Below are 20,976 nucleotides of genomic sequence, written 5' to 3'. Positions count from 1 at the left end.
TCTCTACGTGCTTATTGGATGGAGACGTTATATTTACGCAGCCAGAGATCCACTTGGGCGAGGTAAGCAAACAGCTGAGGACCGGACATGAGCTGGCCGAACCAAGGCAGATTGGTTGAGGATTCCGGGGAAGCGGCGATCTCACGGATTTTGGCAGCATCAATTAGCGGAAGTAGGGGGGAAGTGGAGTCATCCAGAATGTTTAATACCTGAGTTCGTACCGCATTTAAATAGGCAGGATTATGAGTTTTGGGGTAAGGGCTTTTTTTGCGGTAGAGCACATCGTCTGGAAGAATGCCTTCAAGAGATTTACGTAAAATCCCTTTTTCACGGCCCCCCAGATTCTTGATTTCCCACGGAATATTAAATACATATTGAACGAGTCGGTGATCACAATATGGAACACGTACCTCTAGCCCTGCGCCCATGCTCATTCGGTCTTTACGGTCTAGCAGAGTAGGCATGAAGCGGGTGATATTCAGATAGGACATGACGCGCATTTGTGCTTGTTTTCCTGTTTCTCCATCCAACTTTGGAACTTCAGCCACCGCATCGCTATATCTGTCACCCAAATATTCCAGTGGACGAATCCACTCGTTAATTTCTGGGGAAAGTAGACTTGCACGCATTTTCGGCGCAACTGACCAAGGAAAAGTGCCTGAGGAGAGCATTTCCTCACGGTGGAACCAAGGGTATCCGCCAAAAATCTCATCCGCCGCTTCACCGGAAATAGCTACTGTCGCGTTCTTTTTAATCTCCCGGCAAAATAAGTACAACGAAGAGTCCACATCGGTCATCCCTGGTAAATCCCTAGTGTACAAAGCATTATCCAGCGCTTCTACAAGCTCCGGAGTATCGAACGAGATGTAGTGGTGATTTGTATTCAATTCATCGACCATTCGTTTAATCCAGGGCCCATCTGCTCCCGGCTGGAAAGTATGACTTTTGAAATGTTTGTCGTTATCTACATAGTCTACGGAATAAGTATCCACTTGTCCCTGACCATTCCGGTTGTAGTAATCCACTGCAAGTGCCGTCAGCGCACTGGAATCCAGCCCTCCCGACAAAAGAGAGCAAACAGGGACGTCTGAGACCAGTTGGCGTTCGAGTGTATCTTGGAGCAGTTCACGCACCTTAGCGGCTGTCTCTGCTTCATTGTCAGTATGCTTTGCGCTCTCCAGCTTCCAATAGGTATAACTGCGCAGACCTTCACGGCTATAGATCATAGCATGACCTGGACGAAGCTCTTGCATATCCTTATAAACACCATGACCCGGTGTACGCGCTGGACCGATGATGAAGATTTCTGCGAGACCTTCAGGACCGACGATTGGTTGTACCTTGGGATGCTGTAGTAACGCTTTAGGCTCTGAGCCAAAAACCAGGACATCATCAACCTTGCTGTAGAACAGGGGTTTCACACCTAAACGGTCACGTGCAAAAAAGACTTGGTCCCGCAGACCGTCCCATACTGCAAAAGCAAAGATTCCATTGAGCTTCTCTGCGCAATCCGGCCCCCATTCGATATAGGAATGCAGCAGCACTTCTGTATCGCACTGGGTGCGGAATTGATGCCCTCGCTGCTTAAGTTCCTGTTTGAGTTCGAGGGCGTTATATAATTCGCCGTTGTAAACAATCGCGTATACCTGTTCCTCATGGCGGGTGATCATGGGCTGGGCACCGTTCTCCGGATCGATAACGCTAAGTCTGCGGTGACCGAAAGCACAGGGGCCTGAGATCCAGGTTCCGGCTGCATCGGGGCCGCGGTTTGCTAAAGTTTCAGTCATTTTGACCAGCAGCTGCGAGTGCTGAGTGAGATCTCCGCGCCACTGGATAAATCCGGTTATTCCGCACATGATGGTTCATCCTCTCTTTTGTGCGATTGTTGTCCTTACTTTTTTGCCAAGTAATACAGATATATGCCGAAGGAAGGCATAAAATGTATGTCCTTATCCGAACACTAGGGGAGAGGGGAATTTGCCAGGAGGGAAGGATGACAGGTGTATTATATTAAAGACGCCAAAATTCGCAGAATGATGGAGTACGATGGTGCGCCTTGTGCAGAAGTGGGTGTTTTGCCGGGTGCTGTTAGTGATCCTGCGCTTTTGGTGTATATCGTTGAGGATCGGCGTGAAGAAGGATATGAGATTGTCCGTATTCTGACTAATGATGCTGATACCTCCACCGATTGGTTTGATAACAATATGCATGACGCTTTTCAAGATGTGACCTCGAGTGCATTTACAGGCAGTAACTTCATGTCGCCAGAAGATGAGCATTCCAAGTTTCAACGAGAATTACTCACTTTTGGGGATTTAAAAAAGCAGCTGGAGAAGCGTTTTCGAAAGCTGGAGTAAATAGCGAAGGTTTGTAAAATGTACACTGGAATGGATGAAAAGGACGGCAGAAATGCCGTTTTTTTCATTTCCTGTGGTAACGCTGACGTGTGAAAAAGCTGCATCGGAAACACTTTTATTATTTTTCTAAGTTGTTTTGACTTGAAAAATCCGCTGAATAAGGTATAATAAATATCGTTGCGTCAATACATAGTATTTATTTCTTATATGTCCCGGTAGCTCAGCTGGATAGAGCATGCGCCTTCTAAGCGCACGGTCAGGGGTTCGAATCCCTTCCGGGACGTCAATTAACAGCCTTCCTTCGGGAAGGCTGTTTTTGCGTGCGCGAGTTTTAGTTCGAGGTCACACACGGGGTGCTTTGTCTTCCTTCTTGATCTAAACGTCGAAATTCGAGTCATCGTTGAACATTAAACTTCCAGCATCTAGCCCGCATTTGTACATACGCAGCAACTATCGGACCCAGATGACCTTAAAAGCTGAAAAATGCCACATTTGCGATGTCATCGGACTCCATCGTCACTATTGATGCCAAACGTGCCCCAAAAGAGCCGCTTTCTCAAGAATAGCTGCTGTGGAGTCCGAAACGTTGCTCAAAAGGCGATAAAAGAGTAAATAACATCATCTGAGTCCGCAAGCATCCTCGGTCTGAGTAATGCTGGTTACTTGGTGTTGTACATCTATTGGTGTTGACTGCTTGGCATGTTTGGCGGTGGGGACTTACGGTTTGAGTACTTCTTGGTGTGAACGCTTGGGCGTGTTGAGCTACTAACCATCATAGAACATCAAGCTTCCAGCATCTAGCCCACATTTGTACATACGCAACAACTATCGGACTCAGTGGATCTTAAATGCTGAAAAGTGCCACATTTGCGATGTTATCGGACTCCATCGTCGCTACTGGTGCCAAACGTGCCCCAAATAAGCCACTTTCTCAGCAATAGCTGCACTGGAGTCCGAAACGTTGCTCAAAAGGCGATAAAAGAGTAAATAACGTCATCTGAGTCCGCGAGCTTCCTCAGTCTCAGGAAATACTGGTTACTTGGTGTGATGAGTTACTTATTTTGTAAATACGCAGCAGCTATCGGACCCAGATGACCTTAAATGCTGAAAAGTGCCACATTTGCGATGTTATCGGACTCCATCGTCACTATTGATGCCAAACGTGCCCCAAATAAGCCACTTTCTCAGCAATAGCTGCACTGGAGTCCGAAACGTTGCTCAAAAGGCGATAAAAGAGTAAATAACGTCATCTGAGTCCGCGAGCTTCCTCAGTCTCAGGAAATACTGGTTACTTGGTGTGATGAGTTACTTATTTTGTAAATACGCAGCAGCTATCGGACCCAGATGACCTTAAATGCTGAAAAGTGCCACATTTGCGATGTTATCGGACTCCTCGTCAAATGCCAAACGTGCCCCAAAAGAGCTACTTTCTCAGGAATAGCTGCACTGGAGTCCGAAACGTTGCTCAAAAGGCGATAAAAGAGTAAATAACGTCATCTGAGTCCGCGTGCCTCCTCAGTCTCAGAAAGTGCTGGTTACTTGGTGTGATGAGTTACTTATTTTGTACATACGCAGCAACTATCGGACCCAGAGGACCTTAAATGCTGAAAAGTGCGGGATTTGCGATGTTATCGGACTCCATCGTCGCTATTGGTGCCAAACGTGCCCCAAATAAGCCACTTTCTCAGCAATAGCTGCAGTGGAGTCCGAAACGTTGCTCAAAAGGCGATAAAAGAGTAAATAACGTCATCTGAGTCCGCGTGCCTCCTCAGTCTCAGAAAGTGCTGGTTACTTGGTGTGATGAGTTACTTATTTTGTACATACGCAGCAACTATCGGACCCAGAGGACCTTAAATACTGAAAAGTCCCACATTTGCGATGTGATCGGACTCCATGGTCGCTATTGATGCCAAACGTGCCCCAAATGAGCTACTTTCTCAGCAATAGCTGTAGTGGAGTCCGAAACGTTGCTCAAAAGGTGATAAATGAGCAAATAAGTTCATCTGAGTCCGCGTGCCTCCTCAGCAACAGAAAGTGCTGGTTACTTGGTGTGATGAGTTACTTATTTTGCACATACGCAGCAGCTATCGGACCCAGAGGACCTTAAATACTGAAAAGTCCCACATTTGCGATGTGATCGGACTCCATGGTCGCTATTGATGCCAAACGTGCCCCAAATGAGCTACTTTCTCAGCAATAGCTGTAGTGGAGTCCGAAACGTTGCTCAAAAGGTGATAAATGAGCAAATAAGTTCATCTGAGTCCGCGTGCCTCCTCAGCAACAGAAAGTGCTGGTTACTTGGTGTGATGAGTTACTTATTTTGCACATACGCAGCAGCTATCGGACCCAGAGGACCTTAAATGCTGAAAAGCTACTTTCTCAGCAATAGCTGCACTGGAGTCCGAAACGTTGCTCAAAAGGCGATAAAAGAATAAATAACGTCATCTGAGTCCGCAAGCATCCTCGGTCTGAGTAATGCTGGTTACTTGGTGTGTTGAGCTATTTGTAGGCGGTGGGGACTTACGGTTTGAGCATTTATTGGTGTGAATGCTTGGGCGTGTTTAGTTACTTATCATCGTTGAACATCAAACTTCCATCATCTAGCCCACATTTGCACATATGCAGCAGCTATCGGACCCAGAGGACCTTAAATGCTGAAAAGTGCGGGATTTGCGATTTTATCGGACTCCATCGTCGCTATTGGTGCCAAACGTGCCCCAAAAGAGCTACTTTCTCAGGAATAGCTGCACTGGAGTCCGAAACGTTGCTCAAAAGGCGATAAAAGAGTAAATAACGTCATCTGAGTCCGCGTGCCTCCTCAGTCTCAGAAAGTGCTGGTTACTTGGTGTGATGAGTTACTTATTTTGTACATACGCAGCAGCTATCGGACCCAGAGGACCTTAAATGCTGAAAAGTGCGGGATTTGCGATTTTATCGGACTCCATCGTCGCTATTGGTGCCAAACGTGCCCCAAAAGAGCTACTTTCTCAGGAATAGCTGCACTGGAGTCCGAAACGTTGCTCGTAAGGCGATAAAAGAGTAAATAACATCATCTGAGTCCGCAAGCATCCTCGGTCTGAGTAATGCTGGTTACTTGGTGTGATGAGTTACTTATATTGTACATACGCAGCAGCTATCGGACCCAGATGACCTTAAATGCTGAAAAGCGCCACATTTGCGATGTCATCGGACTCCATCGTCACTATTGATGCCAAACGTGCCCCAAAAGAGCTACTTTCTCAGGAATAGCTGCACTGGAGTCCGAAACGTTGCTCAAAAGGCGATAAAAGAGTAAATAACGTCACCTGAGTCCGCAAGCCTCCTCAGCCTGAGACAGCGCTGGTTACTTGGCGGTGTTAAGTACTAATCGCCGAAGAATGTAAATTACCCATTATGCGCACGCTAACCTCAAGCCATAAAAAAAGACCGCTCCTAAAGAAGCGGCCAGATTTCCTCCCAGACGGTATCCAGGATTCCCTGCATGTTATCTTCCATGCTGTTAATTGCAATGACTGCTTGAGCGTCCGGCACCACAAGACAGAATTGTCCATGAGCGCCATCGGCACGGTAAGCGTCGTGGGAGCAGAGCCAGAATTGACAGCCGTATCCTTCTCCCCAGTCGCCGTTTCCATCATTGTCGATCTGTTTTTGTGTAACAAAATCGATCCATGCTGCGGGGATCAGTTGCTGGCCCTGCCACTTTCCTTGCTGTAAAAGCAGCTGTCCAAACCGGCTTAACTCTTCCGTGTTAATCTGAAGTCCGGCACAGCCAAGGGTTACCCCTTGAGGTGTTGTTTCCCAATCGACATTGTTTATGCCCAGAGGTGCAAACAAACGAGGTACCAGATAATCCTTTACGGTTTGCCCGACGCGGGCTTGCACCATTGCAGAGATCATAATGGTATCTCCGCTGCTGTATGTAAATTTCTCTCCTGGAGCTCTGTCTAAAGTCAGAGCCAAATAATGCTGCACCCAATTTTTATCCTTCAAGGCTAATCTCTCTTCAGCCCAAAATGGAGGGAGTCGTGCCCTGTACTCATTCGCAGCAAATCGAACAAAGTTATATCTCCGGGCTGCATGGATGGAGGTGTTGGTTTAAGAGGAGAGGCATACTCCGGAAAAACATCTTTAAGCGTTGTTTCCAGTGTCAGCTTCCCTTCATCAATGGCAAGACCTACTGCCATACAAGTAAAAGACTTGCTGACGGAATGCTGCAAGCGCCGAATATCCTCCGTGAGATCCAGTTTTCCCACAAGGTTTCCGTTTTGAAGCACACGAACATTGAAAATATTCAGGTTTCGTTCACGAGCCTTAGCTGCGAATGGAGCCATGTTCAACATAAAAAGAGTCCTTCTTTCTCTTGATATTCTTAGCTAGGATAGCGAAGTGACAAAAAGAAAAACTAGAAAAATGAGTGGAAACGTTTTCTGTTATTGCGATGAAAATCACTAAATTGATGGTATTCCATTCTTATTTTAAAGTCAATAAAACAAAGAAAACTATTGTTTGATATATAAATACCAATTATTTCTAATTTATAGATTGAATAACTATAGACTTGTTGTAATTTTAACCAAATAAAAAGTGATGAATCACAATTTTTTTTGTGTTTTTAGTTGACTTATAAAAATTACCTGTTCATAATGGACGAAGTAAGCGGAAAAAACGCGCTAAGGACTCAAAATGATGTCGTGGGAAACGTTTCCCATCATTTCATGCGTTTCCACAACCTGATTTTCATCGGGTGAAGGGGGGACTCATCATAGGAGTGGAGCAAGGTAAATATGAATATCAAAGATATTGCAAGGCTATCAGGCGTGGGTATCGCCACAGTCTCCAGAGTAATCAATAATAGCGGTGTTGTAAGCGATACAACTAGAGCTAAAGTGATGGCGGTTGTTAGAGAACATAACTATATTCCAAACGGTAATGCGAGCAACTTGAAAAAAACGCGATCTAATACCATAGCGCTAATGGTAAAAGGGATCTCAAACCCGTTTTTTGCCGACATGATCAAAGAAGTTGAACGCCAGGTGAACCTGCGGGGATGTCCGCTAATGATCCAGCATGTAGAAGATGGAGTAGACGAGATCGATATCGCTCTACAGCTTGTAAAAGAAAAAAATCTATATGGCGTAATTTTTATGGGCGGAACGTATGATCATTCCGAAGATAAATTCAAACAATTAAAAATTCCATTTGTTCTGACTACCATCACGACTACAAAAGAAGTCGATCCTGCTGTTTTTTCAAGCGTGATCATTGATGATCTTCAGGAATCTTATAAGGCTGTCAGCTATTTAATCTCATTAGGACATCGCAATATCTGCTTTTTGGCCAGATTTCCTCTGGTGCAAAATACAACAGGTAACCGGCGGCTTATGGGTTATATCAAGGCGCTTGAGGAGCATGGAATTGAGTACGACCCTTCAATGGTAGAGGACTGTGAATATAGTCCAAGCTCAGGCTTTACAGCTACCAAACGTCTGCTCAATAAGAAAAAAGATATCACTGCTGTTTTTGCTGCATCAGATACGATTGCCATTGGGGCGGCTAAGGCGTTATTGTCCTTGGGCTTATCAATTCCAAATGATGTTTCGATCATCGGATTCGACGGGATTGAAATGGCAGAATATTATCATCCATCTCTGGATACGATCAGCCAACCCGGAGTGGATATGGCGAAGGCCAGTGTTGAAATTTTGTTTGACCTGATCACAGGTGATTCGCAAAACAAACATATGGTATTCGAATCCGTACTGGTTAAGCGGGGATCTTGCAAGAAAATAAACAAATGAATAAGAACGAAAAGGAGATAACTCATGGCATTATTAACAGTTGAGACAGGCTCTCCTACCTTGAGAATGACAACGACCATCAGTATTATCTCCCCCGTCGATTCAGGCAACATGTCTGGAGGAACGCTCTACCTGCTGCATGGTGCTGGTGATAACGCCAGTACTTGGCACAGGATGACTACTATTGAGCAGTATGCAAGTCAATATGGTTGTACAGTCATAATGCCCCAAGTAAACAGGAGCTATTATACAGACATGGAGTACGGACTGGATTACTTCCACTATGTGACCCATGAGCTTCCCGAGCTTTGTGGCCGAATGATGAGGTTGGATGATAATCCGCAGAAGACGTATATCGCTGGTTTATCGATGGGCGGGTATGGCGCTCTGAAATGTGGACTTACCTATCCCGAGCGTTACAGCAAAGTGGTTTCGTTATCAGGAGTTACCGATCTCCAGAAACGATTAAACGATCCGCAAATGTCCAAGGACATGGCGAGGGAGATGGCGGGTACTTTTGGAAAACGCTTACAAATTAAGCCGGATCAGGATCTGTACGCTTTAGCCGCTAAATTGGTCGACGATAAACGTAACCTGCCTTCGATTCTGACTTGCTGTGGTTCGGAAGATCCGTTTGTGGAGATGAATCGGGAATTCGCTGCTTATCTGGAGACGACCCCTTATGAATTTCAGTATGTTGAGACCCCTGGAACTCATGAATGGCGATTCTGGGAGGAACATCTGAAGACAACCTTTGATTTCTTGTACAACTAAAAGACATAAGCAGAGTGAGGAGATGCAAATTGAAATCCGAAGTTGCAATACCGGCTAAAAAAATGAACGACAGCAGATTCCAACTGTTCCTAAGAGAAGTCTGGAAGAACAGAATGGTCTATACTCTGGTGCTTCCTGGACTAGTGTGGCTTTTCCTATTCGCTTATCTGCCGATGGGTGGTCTATCTCTGGCTTTTAAAGATTTTAAAGCGAATTTAGGAATTTGGGGCAGCCCATGGAGCGGATTCGAGAATTTCACCTATGTGTTCCGTGACCCGGCTTTTATTGACGCCGTATGGAGAACGTTAACCATTAACATCGGTAAGCTGATTATTCAGTTCCCTTTTCCAATCATATTGGCATTGCTGCTGAATGAACTGCGCATGAATCGTTACAAAAAAGCTTTACAGACGGTGTTTACATTTCCGAACTTCCTGTCATGGATCGTAGTATCCGGGGTTGTTATCAATGTGCTTTCCTATGATGGTCTGGTCAACAGCCTCATTCAAATGTTTGGCGGGACAGGCATTAACTTCCTGGGTTCTGAAAAAATGTTCGTTCCGATGTTGTATCTTACGGATATCTGGAAATCAGCAGGTTGGGGAGCCATTATCTTTATGGCCGCTATCTCTGGTATTGATACAGACCAATATGAATCCGCACAGATTGATGGTGCTACACGCTTGCAGCAAATGTTCCGCATTACTCTGCCTAACATTCTTCCGACGATTACGATTATGTTTATCCTTTCTGTCGGTGGCCTGATGTCATCTGGATTTGACCAAATCTTTAACTTGAGCAACGCTGCAACGAAAAACGTCTCGGAAGTACTAGATGTGTATATCTACCGAATCACGTTCCAGTCCTCAACAGACTTTTCATTCTCCACTGCAGTCAGTTTGTTCCGTTCACTTGTTAATATGATTCTGCTGATTCTGGCAGACAGAGCTGCCAAACTTATGGGCGGAGACGGTTTATTCCGGTAAGAAAGGAGTGCAAATGTATGAGTAAAAAAAGCTGACCATTATGCAAGACCATAAAAAAATGACCGCTATGGATTATGTGATTTTCGTAATTCTGAGTGTAGGCGCTTTGGCCATTCTTATTCCATTCTGGAATGTCATTATGATTTCTTTTTCTACGCAAAAAGAATACGCTGATAACCCTATGATGTTATTTCCGAAGAACCCAACACTGGAATCCTATCGGGCACTCTTTGCTGATGGGCGGATCGGGACAGGGTATTGGAATACCTTTAAGATCTTAATCTTAGGACTCCCGCTTAGCTTGTTCTTAACGACAAGTATGGCTTACGGCCTTAGCCGCAATAAATTCCCGGGTAAAAAGCTGATTTTTATGCTTGTCCTGTTCACAATGATTTTTAATGGCGGGATTGTACCTTTGTACCTGGTGATGAAGGATCTGCATCTGACAGGCAACCTTTGGTCAGTTATTCTGGCTGGAAGCTTCAGTGCGTTTAACCTGATTCTGATGTCGAACTATTTTAGCAGTCTGCCTGAGTCCCTGATGGAATCTGCGCGACTTGATGGTGCTGGGGAATGGAGAATCCTGTTCTCTGTAGTCCTGCCATTATCTGCTCCAATCGTAGCTACCATCACATTGTTCTACGGAGTAGCCTTCTGGAATGGATGGTATGACGCCATGATCTTCCTGCGGAAAGCGGATCAGATGCCACTGCAGAACGTGTTGCGATCTATCATTATGGAAGCCCAAGTGAATGCATCGAATGCCACAAGTGTTGACGCAGTGGGTAAACAATCATTCTCCATGGGTATGAAAATGGCGGCAGTATTCGTTACCATGGTTCCTATTATGTGTTTCTTCCCAATGCTCCAAAAGCACTTTGCCAAAGGGGTACTTACAGGGGCTATCAAGACCTAGTGGTTTATGATTTATCCATATAAAAGAGGGTCAGTCACACAATTTAAGGAGGACAAAATGAATATTTTAAAAAGAAAATCTGTAAAGTCAATCCTTGCCGGTGTTTTATGTCTTACTCCAATCATGTTGGCAGCATGCTCAAGCTCAGACAACAATGCTAATAGCGGAAATTCAGGCAATCCAACAGATGGATATAAAGATGAGTTGAAGATTTCGTTAGCCAGTACCATTAAGACAACAGAATCTGATTTTGATAACGTGTATCATAAATATTTTACGGATAAGTTCAATATTAAATGGGATTACAACTATATTGAATGGGATTCATGGGCTGAGAAGCTTCGCCTATGGATTAACTCTGGTGATCTTCCTGACGTAGCAAGCTGGAACTATGTTCACGGTGATGCGCTTAATTACATTGATCAAGGGCTGCTGTACAAGCTGCCAGATGACTGGAAAGAACGCTGGCCGAATGTGGCAGCCGCTTATAAGCTGACAGGACTTGGCGATGAATTGGAGAAAGCGGTAGGTGGCACTTATGTTCTGCCAAGACCGGTATACTTTGAGAACAAGCCGGCAGATCCGCTCATTAACCAAATCGGAGTAATTGCTCTGCGTTCTGACTGGGCTAAAGCCGTTGGTTTTGAATTGAAGGATGCTTACACTACTACAGAACTGATGGAATTTGCTAGATTGCTTAAAGAGAAAGACCCTGGCAAGGTAGGAGATAAACTCATTCCTATTTCTTATGACATCAACGATGCTTTGACTAATATTGTAATGGCTAATAGCGTGCATTCCAGAGTAGAGTCAGCATTCTATAAAGATGCAGATGGCAAATACCAATGGGGTCCAGCCAACGATGAAACGTTAGCGGCACTGAAAGAACTTCAAACTACTTATAAAGAAGGATTACTGCACCCTGAGTTTTATACTTGGAAAAATGGTGAATCTGGCCAAAAGTTCACAGTTAACGGTGTTTCCGGTATTACGAGTCTAGGTGGTTTGGCTTCTTACAGAAAAGACATGGACGTTAAAATGAAAGATAACCTAGGTGTAAATAGTGATGACCTAGTACACACAGCTATTGTACTTGGCGATGACGGTAAATATCGTAACCTTGATCAAGTTAACTTCTGGTCTGCTGTAATCTTCTCGCCAGATATTAGCAAAGAGAAATTTGAACGGATTATGGACTTCATGGAATATACAACAAGTAAAGAAGGTCAATTGACCGTTAACTTGGGCTTTGAAGGAACAGACTGGAAAAAAGGCGAAAATGGCGAATTAATCAGCCTACTCCCTGAAGGAACAACATTGGATAAGAAATATCCGAACCGTTTTGAAGGACTGTATGTCTTGGCGGATGACTTTAGTGTCGTGAACCCTGCGATCAAAAAAGAATATCGCGATCGTTCTGTAGAACTGTTCAAGGAAAAAGCTGAGCTTGCGTTAAAAGACAAAGCAACGGCTGAATATGACTGGGACTACCAGTTGTATGATTCCAAGGCTAAAAATCAGGCTTCCTTTGACTATGCTACAGAATACACTAACCTGATTTTGAAACCAGGCGATCTAGAGGCGAACTGGAAAGAATGGGTTAAGAGCAAACAATCCCTCGTTCAGCCGGTTCTAGATGAACTAAACAATCTAAAAAAATAGCTTTCGCCCTATGCATGTAGGAATGAACCTACAGGACCCGCGTGCAATTCTTGCACACGGGTTTTTCCATTCATAGGCATCGGCAGAATTGAACAATGGAGGATTTGAAATGAATGAGCAGCAACTGACTACCTTGTTGAACCAGATGACGCTTGAAGAAAAGATTGCACAATTGCAGCAGCTAGCCGCTAATTTCTATGAAGGGGCAGAGGATGGAGGACAAATCACTGGCCCTATGGCATCCATGGGAATTACGGACCACATGATCGAGAGCAGCGGCTCTGTACTTGGTCTATCAGGTGCAGCGCAAGTCATTGCGGTTCAGGAAGCCCATTTACGCAAAAATAGATTGGGCATTCCCTTGCTGATGATGGCGGATATTGTGCATGGCTTCAAGACGATTTTTCCGGTCCCGCTGGCAATTGGCTGCTCTTGGGATATGGATCGCGCAGAGCTGAGCGCCGAGATTGCGGCTAAAGAAGCGGCAGTCTCCGGTGTGCACGTTACTTATGCGCCAATGGCGGATCTTGTACGGGACCCACGTTGGGGAAGAGTAATGGAATCTACAGGAGAAGATCCATATTTGAATGGTAGGTTTGCCCGTGCGTTTGTGCGCGGATTTCAAGGAAGCGACTTGACTGGTGATGTAGATCGTCTGGCGGCTTGTATTAAGCACTTTGCTGCCTATGGTCTATCCGAAGGCGGTCGTGATTATAATACGGTGGATTTATCGGAACGGCAGTTGCGTGAATATTATCTGCCGGCCTATCGTGCAGCACTGGATGAAGGTGCAGAGATGGTCATGACTTCATTTAATACGATTGATGGGATTCCGATAAGCGGCAACGTCAAGCTGCTTCGCCAGCTGCTTCGTGAGGAATGGGGATTTGATGGCGTATTGATTTCGGATTGGGGTGCAGTGAAGGAACTGATCCCACATGGTGTCGCCGAGGATGAGGCTGAGGCAGCACTTAAAGCCATCAAAGCTGGTGTAGACATCGAGATGATGACGGCTTGTTACGTTCATCAGCTTCCGGCGCTTGTTGCAGATGGACAAGTAGATGAAAAGATTATTGATGAAGCTGTGCTTCGTATTTTGAAATTGAAGCAAAGATTGGGCTTGTTCGAGCATCCGTTCCGCGGAGCTGACGTCGAGAAAGAGCGTGAGGTAATCTTCTGTGAAGATCATCGAAATGCGGCGCGTGAGTTGGCGGCTAAATCCTGCGTACTGCTCAAGAATGATCAGGTTCTGCCGCTTGCTGCAGAGCAACGGATTGCGCTAATTGGACCGTTTGCTACTAGCGGTGATATTCTTGGACCGTGGTCGTGGTTGGGTTCAACGGAAGAGGCAAGCCGTCTTGCACCAGCACTTCAAGCTCGCGCAGGTGCGGGTAAGATTACTGTTGCAGAAGGTTCTGGAGTCGATAGCTTTACAGAGGAACAGTGGCTGGAGGCGGAAGCGGCTGCTAAGCAAGCTGATGTGATTGTACTGGCGCTTGGTGAACATTCAGAGATGAGTGGAGAAGCGGGCAGCCGTTCAGATATCCGTTTGCCGGAAGCGCAGCTTGAGCTTTTACAACGTCTGAAACAGCTGAATAAGCCTATCGTGGTGGTGTTGTTTAATGGACGTCCACTAGACTTGGCCGGTGTGTACGAGCATGCAGATGCTATTCTGGAAGCTTGGTTCCCGGGCAGTGAAGGCGGAGCGGCAATTGCCAGTCTACTTTATGGAGATGAGAATCCTTCAGGAAGATTAACGATGTCTTTCCCGGTATCCGTTGGGCAGATTCCAGTCTATTACAATCATTTCAACACTGGACGCCCACTTCATGCTCCGGGTGCCGACAAACGTTATGTCTCGCAATATCTGGACATTCCTAATGAACCGCTTTTGCCATTTGGTTTTGGACTGAGCTATACGACATTTAGCTATAGTGAACCAATTCTGTCCGGTGATATCATGACGGAAAATCAGCCTATTGAAATAAAAGTTACGGTGACCAATACTGGAGAAGTGGATGGGGAAGAGGTAGTGCAGCTGTATATCCGAGACATTTCCGGAGAGGTCGTCAGACCAATGAAGGAACTGAAGGATTTTGCCAAAATCAACCTCTCACCAGGGGAAAGTCGTGAAGTGACCTTTACACTTACCGAACAGCAGCTTCGTTACTATCATAGCGATCTAAGCTTTAGCAGCGATCCGGGACGATTTAAATTATTCGTCGGTTCGAACAGCAATGAGGTTAAAGAACGGGATTTTTGCTTAACATTAGCATAAGTAGAATATATACGGCAGTAACGCCGTAATGGAGGAAGTGTATAATATGACTACTAATTTGAATACTAACATCCGTTTAAACGCCGGGGATCTATCCTTCACTTTTACAAACAGCGGGGACTTGTTCCAAGTCCTCTACGAACGGACAATGATCAATCAATTGCTGCCAAGCATTGTGGATGGTTCATTATCCAATCTATATTTGCGGGTGCACAATGATGGAAACATCCAAGCCATTCCTTTGCTGGGCATTCATTCTTCAAGCACTGTACGTAAGGCTGGAAACCGTTTGGTTTGGGAAGGTACTGCGGAAAATATTGAATATCAAGTTATTTTCACCCCTACTGCAGGAGGAGCTTGGTTCTGGGATGTGAAGCTTACTGGACAAAATGCAGAGGTAGATCTCGTGTACGGACAGGATGTAGGGATTGCTGATATCGCTGCTGTCCGCAGTAATGAAGCTTACCTGTCACAGTATATCGATCATGCGGTATTTGAGGATCAATCCAACGGGTACGTTGTTTGCTCTAGACAGAATCAGCCGCAGGGCGGGAAATTCCCATATCTGCAACAGGGTTCACTTACCAAGGCAACAAGCTTCTCAACAGACGGTTTTCAATTCTTTGGACTGTCCTATAAAGAAACCAACCAACCAGAGAGCTTGGGTCGTGAGCAATTAAGTAATGAGATCTATCAATATGAATTCGCATATACTGCGCTGCAATCGGAACGGGTGAAGCTGAGCGGGGAAACACGGTTTGTGTTCTACGGATTGTTTAAGCAAGATCATCCAGAAGCGATCACTGCCCTAGAATTTGCTAATGATATTGCTGCGGCTTGGGATGCTGTTAAAGATTTACCTTTAGAAGCTGAAGCAGCACTTGAACGTTCTTTCTTCTCGAAGGAGCTGGGAGCACCGCTGGCTGCAGATTCGCTGACAGAGAAAGAGATCGGGGTCTTGTTTCCGGTTCGTTATCAGGAGGAGAGAGAAGGAGACACACTACTTTCCTTTTTCACGGAGAATTATGAGCACGTAGTATTAAAAGAGAAAGAAATGCGCGTAGAACGGCCACACGGCCATATCCTGATGAGTGGGGATAACGCTCGACTTAATGATAAGGTCATCACAACAACTTCTTATATGTACGGGATCTTTAACTCCCAAGTGGTAATTGGAAATACCAATTTCAACAAGCTAATGTCCAATCCAAGAAATGCGCTTAACATTCCAAAAGCTTCAGGACAACGCATTTATGTAGAGTGGAACGGTGAATATCGTTTGCTGACCATGCCTTCTCTATTTGAGGTTGGTTTCAACTATGCTCGTTGGTATTACAGAACAGATGGTGAATGCTTCATTATTACGAACTACACCACCGAAGATTCGCCAGAGATATTCCTGAATGTGCGTTCGGAAAGCGGACGAGCTTATCGTTATTTAGTCACTAATCAAATCACTATGAACGTTAATGAATACGAGCTTCCATATCAATCTAAGCAAGAAGGTGGAGCAGTAATCTTCTCGGCTGACAGAAGCGCACTAAGTGCTGGTGAATATCCTGACTTACAGTATAAATTACAGGTACAGGGTGCGGAGTTAACTCTGCAGGATGAAGGTAGACTTGTCTCTCCTGTTCAACCAACTGAAGCGCCGTTAGCAGTTCTGGAGCTGTCTGCCAGCAGTGAATGGACCTTGAATATTCAAGGGCTTCTGGATGGTAAGTCACTTGCTCCAAGAAATCGTTCAGCTGAGGAAGAAATTTCTGCTTATCGCGCGTTTTATGCTGGTGTGATGAATGGCTTCCGCCTGACGCTTGGGGACGGAACAGAAGGTGAACTGTTTAAGGTTAACGCTCTGACTTGGTGGTACACACATAACATGCTGGTTCACTATTCGGTTCCACATGGTTTAGAGCAATATGGTGGCGCTGCTTGGGGAACCCGGGATGTATGTCAGGGACCTGTGGAATATTTCATGGCTACGCAAAAATACGAACAGGTTCGGGAAATTTTGCTGACGCTGTATAGTCATCAATATGAAGATGATGGCAACTGGCCACAGTGGTTCATGTTTGATAAATACACGAAGATACAACAAGAAGAAAGTCATGGAGATATTATTGTATGGCCGCTTAAGGTGCTTGGAGACTACTTGGCAGTAACTCAGGATTACAGCATCTTGGGAGCAACAGTACCGTATACCCGTAAGCACAGCTTTGACTTTACAGAAGAAAAGGCGACGTTGCTGGATCACGCACGGAAGGAAATTGCTTATATTAAGGATCATTTCCTGCATGACACACATCTGTCTTCTTACGGTGATGGAGACTGGGATGATACGCTCCAGCCTGCAAATCCACAGCTGAAGCAGTATATGGTCAGCAGTTGGACAGTGGCACTTACCTATCAGACACTTAATCAGTTCTCAGAGGTACTTCGTTCAGTTGATCAAGCTGAGGCAGAGGAACTGAAGGCGATGGTGGAAGGGATCCGTAAGGATTTCCATACTCATATGCTTCAATCCGAAGTGATTCCTGGCTTCCTGTATATGGAAGACCCTGAGCAAATTAAACTTATGGTGCACCCAAGTGACACAGAAACAGGTATTCAGTACCGTCTGCTGCCTATGACGCGCAGTATGATCAGTGAGCTGCTTACTCCGGAACAGGCCGAAGCACACTATGATGTCATTCAGGATAAACTATTCTGCCCTGACGGTGTGCGTCTGATGAATCGTCCAGCTCAATATGTTGGCGGGGTCAGCACTCATTTCAAACGTGCGGAGCAAGCGGCTAACTTTGGCCGGGAAATTGGACTTCAGTATGTGCATGCACATATCCGTTATGTAGAGGCTATGGCTAAGCTCGGTAAAACCGATCAGGTCTGGAAGGGTCTGGCAGCGATTAATCCGATCGGAATCCGCGATGTGGTGCCAAACGCTGAACTACGTCAAGCTAACTCCTATTTCAGTAGCTCGGATGGTAAATTTAACACCCGTTATGAGGCACAGGAGAATTTCGATAAACTGCGCAATGGTGACGTAGCTGTTAAAGGTGGCTGGAGAATCTATTCCAGCGGTCCTGGGATCTATATGAACCAGTTAATCTCGAATGCACTGGGGATCCGTACGGAAGGTGGAGACTTAATTGTTGACCCTATTCTGCCGGAATCGCTGGATGGAATGCACTTTAGTTTTGAATATGCAGGCACTAAGGTAGACTTTATCTATCACCTTACAGGCCGTGAGATTAGTCAAATTACTATCAACGGTACGGAAGTGCAAACAGAAGGTACACCTAACCGCTATCGTAACGGCGGTGTTCGCATCAAACGTGCGGACTTTGATCGTCTCAGCACGGAAGCTGGAAATGTGATAGAGATTTATAAGTAACATATATATAGAAGGGCAATCTCCGCGTTAAGCGCGGAGATTGCTTTTTTTGTGTTTTTTACATTCGGCTCGGTGTCGGTAACCCAAGCACTTCGAGCACATCTCCCAAGATGTCCTTGAATCTTGAAGTGAGCCAGAGGCGGAATTCGATCGTAGCTGGATCGCCTTTTAGAATCGGACATGCAGAATAGAAGTTGTTGAACAGTGTAGCTAAGGTATGTGCGTAAGTGCAGAGCGTATTTGGCGTTAACTCTATACTTGCTGAATGTAATATCTCGGGCCAGAGGCTTAGCTGTCTTAGCAGCGCAAGCTCTGCTTTTTCCAATTCGGAAGGGAACTGAAGCTGTGCGGCAGCTGTAAGGATTGGGATCGTAGCTTTACTCAAAACGCTTGTCGCACGCGCAAAAGTATACATCAGATAAACTCCGGTATTGCCGGATATTTCGGTAGCCTGTTTGAAATCAAACACGATTTCCGTTCCTAAATTAAACCGCAGCAGATAGTAGCGAATCGCAGCAGTGGCAATCAATCGGCTGGAGAGGCCGTCTTTATCGGAACGTGAGTGCTCAATGTTCTGTTCCATAAGCTCCACCAGATCGCTTACCTTAATCCCGATTCCCTGACGTCCGGACATAGCATAAGAAGATTTGCCTTCTGAAATATCTATACCCAGCTCGGCCGCCGAAGCGGGACTAAGAGATACAACACCATAGCTCACATGATGGAGTTTGTCTGCTTGCTCGTTATAACCTAGTGCCCCTAAGGCTTGCTTAACCATCTGTTGTGGATATTCCTGTCTGTAATCGATCACATTGATGACTCTGTCCGCCTGCCCATAAGATTCTTGGGTTCCAGTTAATCCAGTTGTCCATAAACCGGACGAGAATTCGCTATAGGAGAAATCTTTGGTCAAAAGACCAAATTTCCAGAGATGATAGGCAATATCTTTGGCTGTATACGTTAAAATCCCATTCGAACGCACCAGCACCTTATCGAGCTGATGCTCCTCTGAATCCGCTCCAATGTTAGCCTCTGTTCCTTGCTTCAGCACCCAGCAGCCTGCGAGTTTACCGTCAGTCTCTTGTACAAAAACGGCTGTCTGCTTCAGTAGCTCAGCTGCGGCTGCCCAAAATCCCTCTTTTAAAATACTGCTCTCCCATACCAGCAAATCATAATAAATCCCAAAATGTTTCATTTCCTCTACATGCTCTCTAACGATGCGTTCAGCTACAAGGTTGCCCAGCCAGGCTTCGTTACCGCCCCCTAGTTCAAGGGAGTGAAGTATATCTGTGCGCTTGTGTGTCATCTCAGGGTTCAGCGCATATTCTTTGTTCACTTTGGCATAAAGATCCCAGCAAAAATCACCGAAACGTTGGTGTTTCCCTTCTAAAGGTATATTTAATAATCCAACAACTGTATCCGCCAGCTGATTGCCGAGATCATCAATGTAGTTATGAACCTCTACGTTATACCCAGTTCTTTTCATAATTTTGACTAGAGTATCGCCGATACAGGCGTTTCTTAGATGACCTACGTGAGCAGCTTTGTTGGGGTTGATAGAAGTGTGCTCGATGATGACTTTTTCGCCAGTGCTGGCAGGCAGTTCAAAGGAATGTTCAGCCCAGCTTTGCCAATTCATATACAAATTGATAAATCCGGGAGCAGCGACTTCAACTTTTTGTAAAAGACCGGCGAAGCGCCCTTGGAATTGAAGCTCTGCTTTCACTAATTCTGCTATGACCATTGGGGATTTACGTAGAGTTTTGGCTAGCTGCATAGCAATATTGCATGAATAATCACCATGTTCTAGATTTGCTGGCTGTTCGATCAGAATGGCAATATCCTCTGGATAGTCAGCTCCTAACGTATTGAATACACGTTGTACACTGTGCTCGATTCCGTCTTTGATGATTTGATTTAACATGGTATACCCTCCTTTGAAAATACAAAAAAGCCCTCGTCTCAAAAGAGACGAGGGCTTTAGCGCTCGCGGTACCACTCTCGTTGCTGAACAAGTTGTTCAGCCACCTTACGGGATAACGGCCTTCAGCCGGGACTTCCTACTAAGGTTCAGAAGTCCATCTCACGGGTGCGCTTCATTAAAGGGATCTGTACCGGCTTACACTCTCCCGGCTCGCTGAGGACTAGATCTCGTTAACTACTCTCCCGCTCATCGATGCTTAATTAATTTTTACCAGTATACCTAATATTTCATAAAAAGCAATAGTGGTTAGCTTCTTAACAATCTTGGTTGCTCTTTGTTGTTAGATTATCAGTTTAGTAGATTATAAATTTGGAAAAAGAAGGATGTCTTGTTATAGGACTAGCTGTTCCTTTGCACAACAGTCCACACGCTAACTCAAGCCAAGGAATATTACTATACGGAGCCACTAATCTTTCAATTTGTAGTGGAAGGGAGGAGTGAATAAAACATGGCTATTTTTTCTACTGGACCTATAGATAACAGCCCGATCCTAGGGGTCAGACCGTCGCAACTGGTAACCGTAAAAGTAGTTAATCGGGATTCTCTTAATCCTTATAATCTAGTTATTCAAGGTTTCCTTCTTAACGGATCAAGAACGATGTATGTGAATGAAACAGTAAATCTAGCACCTAATCAAGTTTTAACTAAGAACTATTTTGCCGACTTGGACGCATTTGAATTTGTGTTTACAACATTAGAAGCAGTTGAAGCAGAGGTTGGGATTTCAGTCTGGGGAAAACAGAACTCGGGGGCATTGGTAGATCCTCATCGCATAGTTGCGTGGGAGAAGCAGGCAGTATTAATTTAATAATTATTTTTGTGACACAGTT

At 45.1% G+C, this 20,976-nt stretch carries 13 protein-coding genes, 1 tRNA gene and 1 other annotated feature; of the genes, 10 read left to right on the top strand and 4 right to left on the bottom strand.

What is annotated here, in order from left to right:
* Positions 1-11: 11 nt before the first annotated feature.
* Complete coding sequence (gene asnB / locus NSQ55_RS24530) at positions 12-1,856, bottom strand: asparagine synthase (glutamine-hydrolyzing) (protein ID WP_076305145.1); 1,845 nt, start codon at positions 1,854-1,856, stop codon at positions 12-14.
* A gap of 144 nt (positions 1,857-2,000) precedes the next feature.
* Between asnB and NSQ55_RS24525 the strand changes: the two genes are divergently transcribed.
* Both NSQ55_RS24525 and NSQ55_RS24520 read left to right on the top strand, forming a co-directional pair.
* The gene (locus NSQ55_RS24525; protein ID WP_036686975.1) at positions 2,001-2,357 is read left to right on the top strand and encodes a hypothetical protein; all 357 of its coding nucleotides are present in this window, start codon (positions 2,001-2,003) and stop codon (positions 2,355-2,357) included.
* Positions 2,358-2,566: 209 nt separating this feature from the next.
* A tRNA-Arg gene (locus NSQ55_RS24520) sits at positions 2,567-2,640 on the top strand.
* 3,149 nt (positions 2,641-5,789) lie between these two features.
* Here the strand turns inward: NSQ55_RS24520 and NSQ55_RS24515 are convergent.
* Positions 5,790-6,347 carry a serine hydrolase gene (locus NSQ55_RS24515; protein ID WP_339169535.1) on the bottom strand — a complete coding sequence of 186 codons (558 nt, stop codon included), beginning with the start codon at positions 6,345-6,347 and terminating at the stop codon, positions 5,790-5,792.
* Between the two features lie 2 nt (positions 6,348-6,349).
* A complete protein-coding gene (locus NSQ55_RS24510; protein WP_339169534.1) occupies positions 6,350-6,697 on the bottom strand; it encodes a serine hydrolase in 348 nt (115 codons plus the stop codon).
* Between the two features lie 444 nt (positions 6,698-7,141).
* Here NSQ55_RS24510 and NSQ55_RS24505 point away from each other — a divergent pair, with 444 nt between their 5' ends.
* From NSQ55_RS24505 to NSQ55_RS24475, 7 genes are all read left to right on the top strand, one after another.
* The gene (locus tag NSQ55_RS24505; RefSeq protein WP_076142395.1) at positions 7,142-8,155 is read left to right on the top strand and encodes a LacI family DNA-binding transcriptional regulator; all 1,014 of its coding nucleotides are present in this window, start codon (positions 7,142-7,144) and stop codon (positions 8,153-8,155) included.
* A gap of 24 nt (positions 8,156-8,179) precedes the next feature.
* Complete coding sequence (locus NSQ55_RS24500) at positions 8,180-8,929, top strand: alpha/beta hydrolase family protein (RefSeq protein ID WP_076195222.1); 750 nt, start codon at positions 8,180-8,182, stop codon at positions 8,927-8,929.
* A 62-nt stretch (positions 8,930-8,991) separates the two neighbouring features.
* Positions 8,992-9,915, top strand: a complete 924-nt coding sequence (locus NSQ55_RS24495; protein WP_036687012.1) for an ABC transporter permease subunit — start codon at positions 8,992-8,994, stop codon at positions 9,913-9,915.
* A 40-nt stretch (positions 9,916-9,955) separates the two neighbouring features.
* Positions 9,956-10,831, top strand: coding sequence for a carbohydrate ABC transporter permease (locus NSQ55_RS24490; RefSeq protein WP_339169530.1), 876 nt, complete (start codon positions 9,956-9,958; stop codon positions 10,829-10,831).
* Positions 10,832-10,888: 57 nt separating this feature from the next.
* Positions 10,889-12,493, top strand: coding sequence for an extracellular solute-binding protein (locus tag NSQ55_RS24485; protein WP_076129208.1), 1,605 nt, complete (start codon positions 10,889-10,891; stop codon positions 12,491-12,493).
* A 109-nt stretch (positions 12,494-12,602) separates the two neighbouring features.
* Complete coding sequence (bglX, locus tag NSQ55_RS24480; RefSeq protein WP_076281897.1) at positions 12,603-14,771, top strand: beta-glucosidase BglX; 2,169 nt, start codon at positions 12,603-12,605, stop codon at positions 14,769-14,771.
* Between the two features lie 46 nt (positions 14,772-14,817).
* Complete coding sequence (locus NSQ55_RS24475; protein WP_339169525.1) at positions 14,818-18,162, top strand: cellobiose phosphorylase; 3,345 nt, start codon at positions 14,818-14,820, stop codon at positions 18,160-18,162.
* Positions 18,163-18,220: 58 nt separating this feature from the next.
* Here NSQ55_RS24475 and argS read toward each other — a convergent pair whose 3' ends face one another.
* Entirely contained in the window at positions 18,221-20,086 is a 1,866-nt protein-coding gene (gene argS, locus NSQ55_RS24470; protein WP_339169524.1) for an arginine--tRNA ligase, read from the bottom strand.
* 40 nt (positions 20,087-20,126) lie between these two features.
* Positions 20,127-20,345 (bottom strand) — a binding site (T-box leader).
* A gap of 249 nt (positions 20,346-20,594) precedes the next feature.
* Here argS and NSQ55_RS24465 point away from each other — a divergent pair.
* Positions 20,595-20,954 carry a hypothetical protein gene (locus NSQ55_RS24465; protein WP_076305676.1) on the top strand — a complete coding sequence of 120 codons (360 nt, stop codon included), beginning with the start codon at positions 20,595-20,597 and terminating at the stop codon, positions 20,952-20,954.
* Positions 20,955-20,976 lie beyond the last annotated feature (22 nt).

Origin of the sequence: Paenibacillus sp. FSL H7-0943 (assembly GCF_037963265.1) — a bacterium.
GTDB lineage: Bacteria > Bacillota > Bacilli > Paenibacillales > Paenibacillaceae > Paenibacillus_AQ > Paenibacillus_AQ odorifer.
The sequence above is the reverse complement of the archived record's forward strand: the minus strand, read 5'-3'. Positions and strand labels throughout refer to the sequence as shown.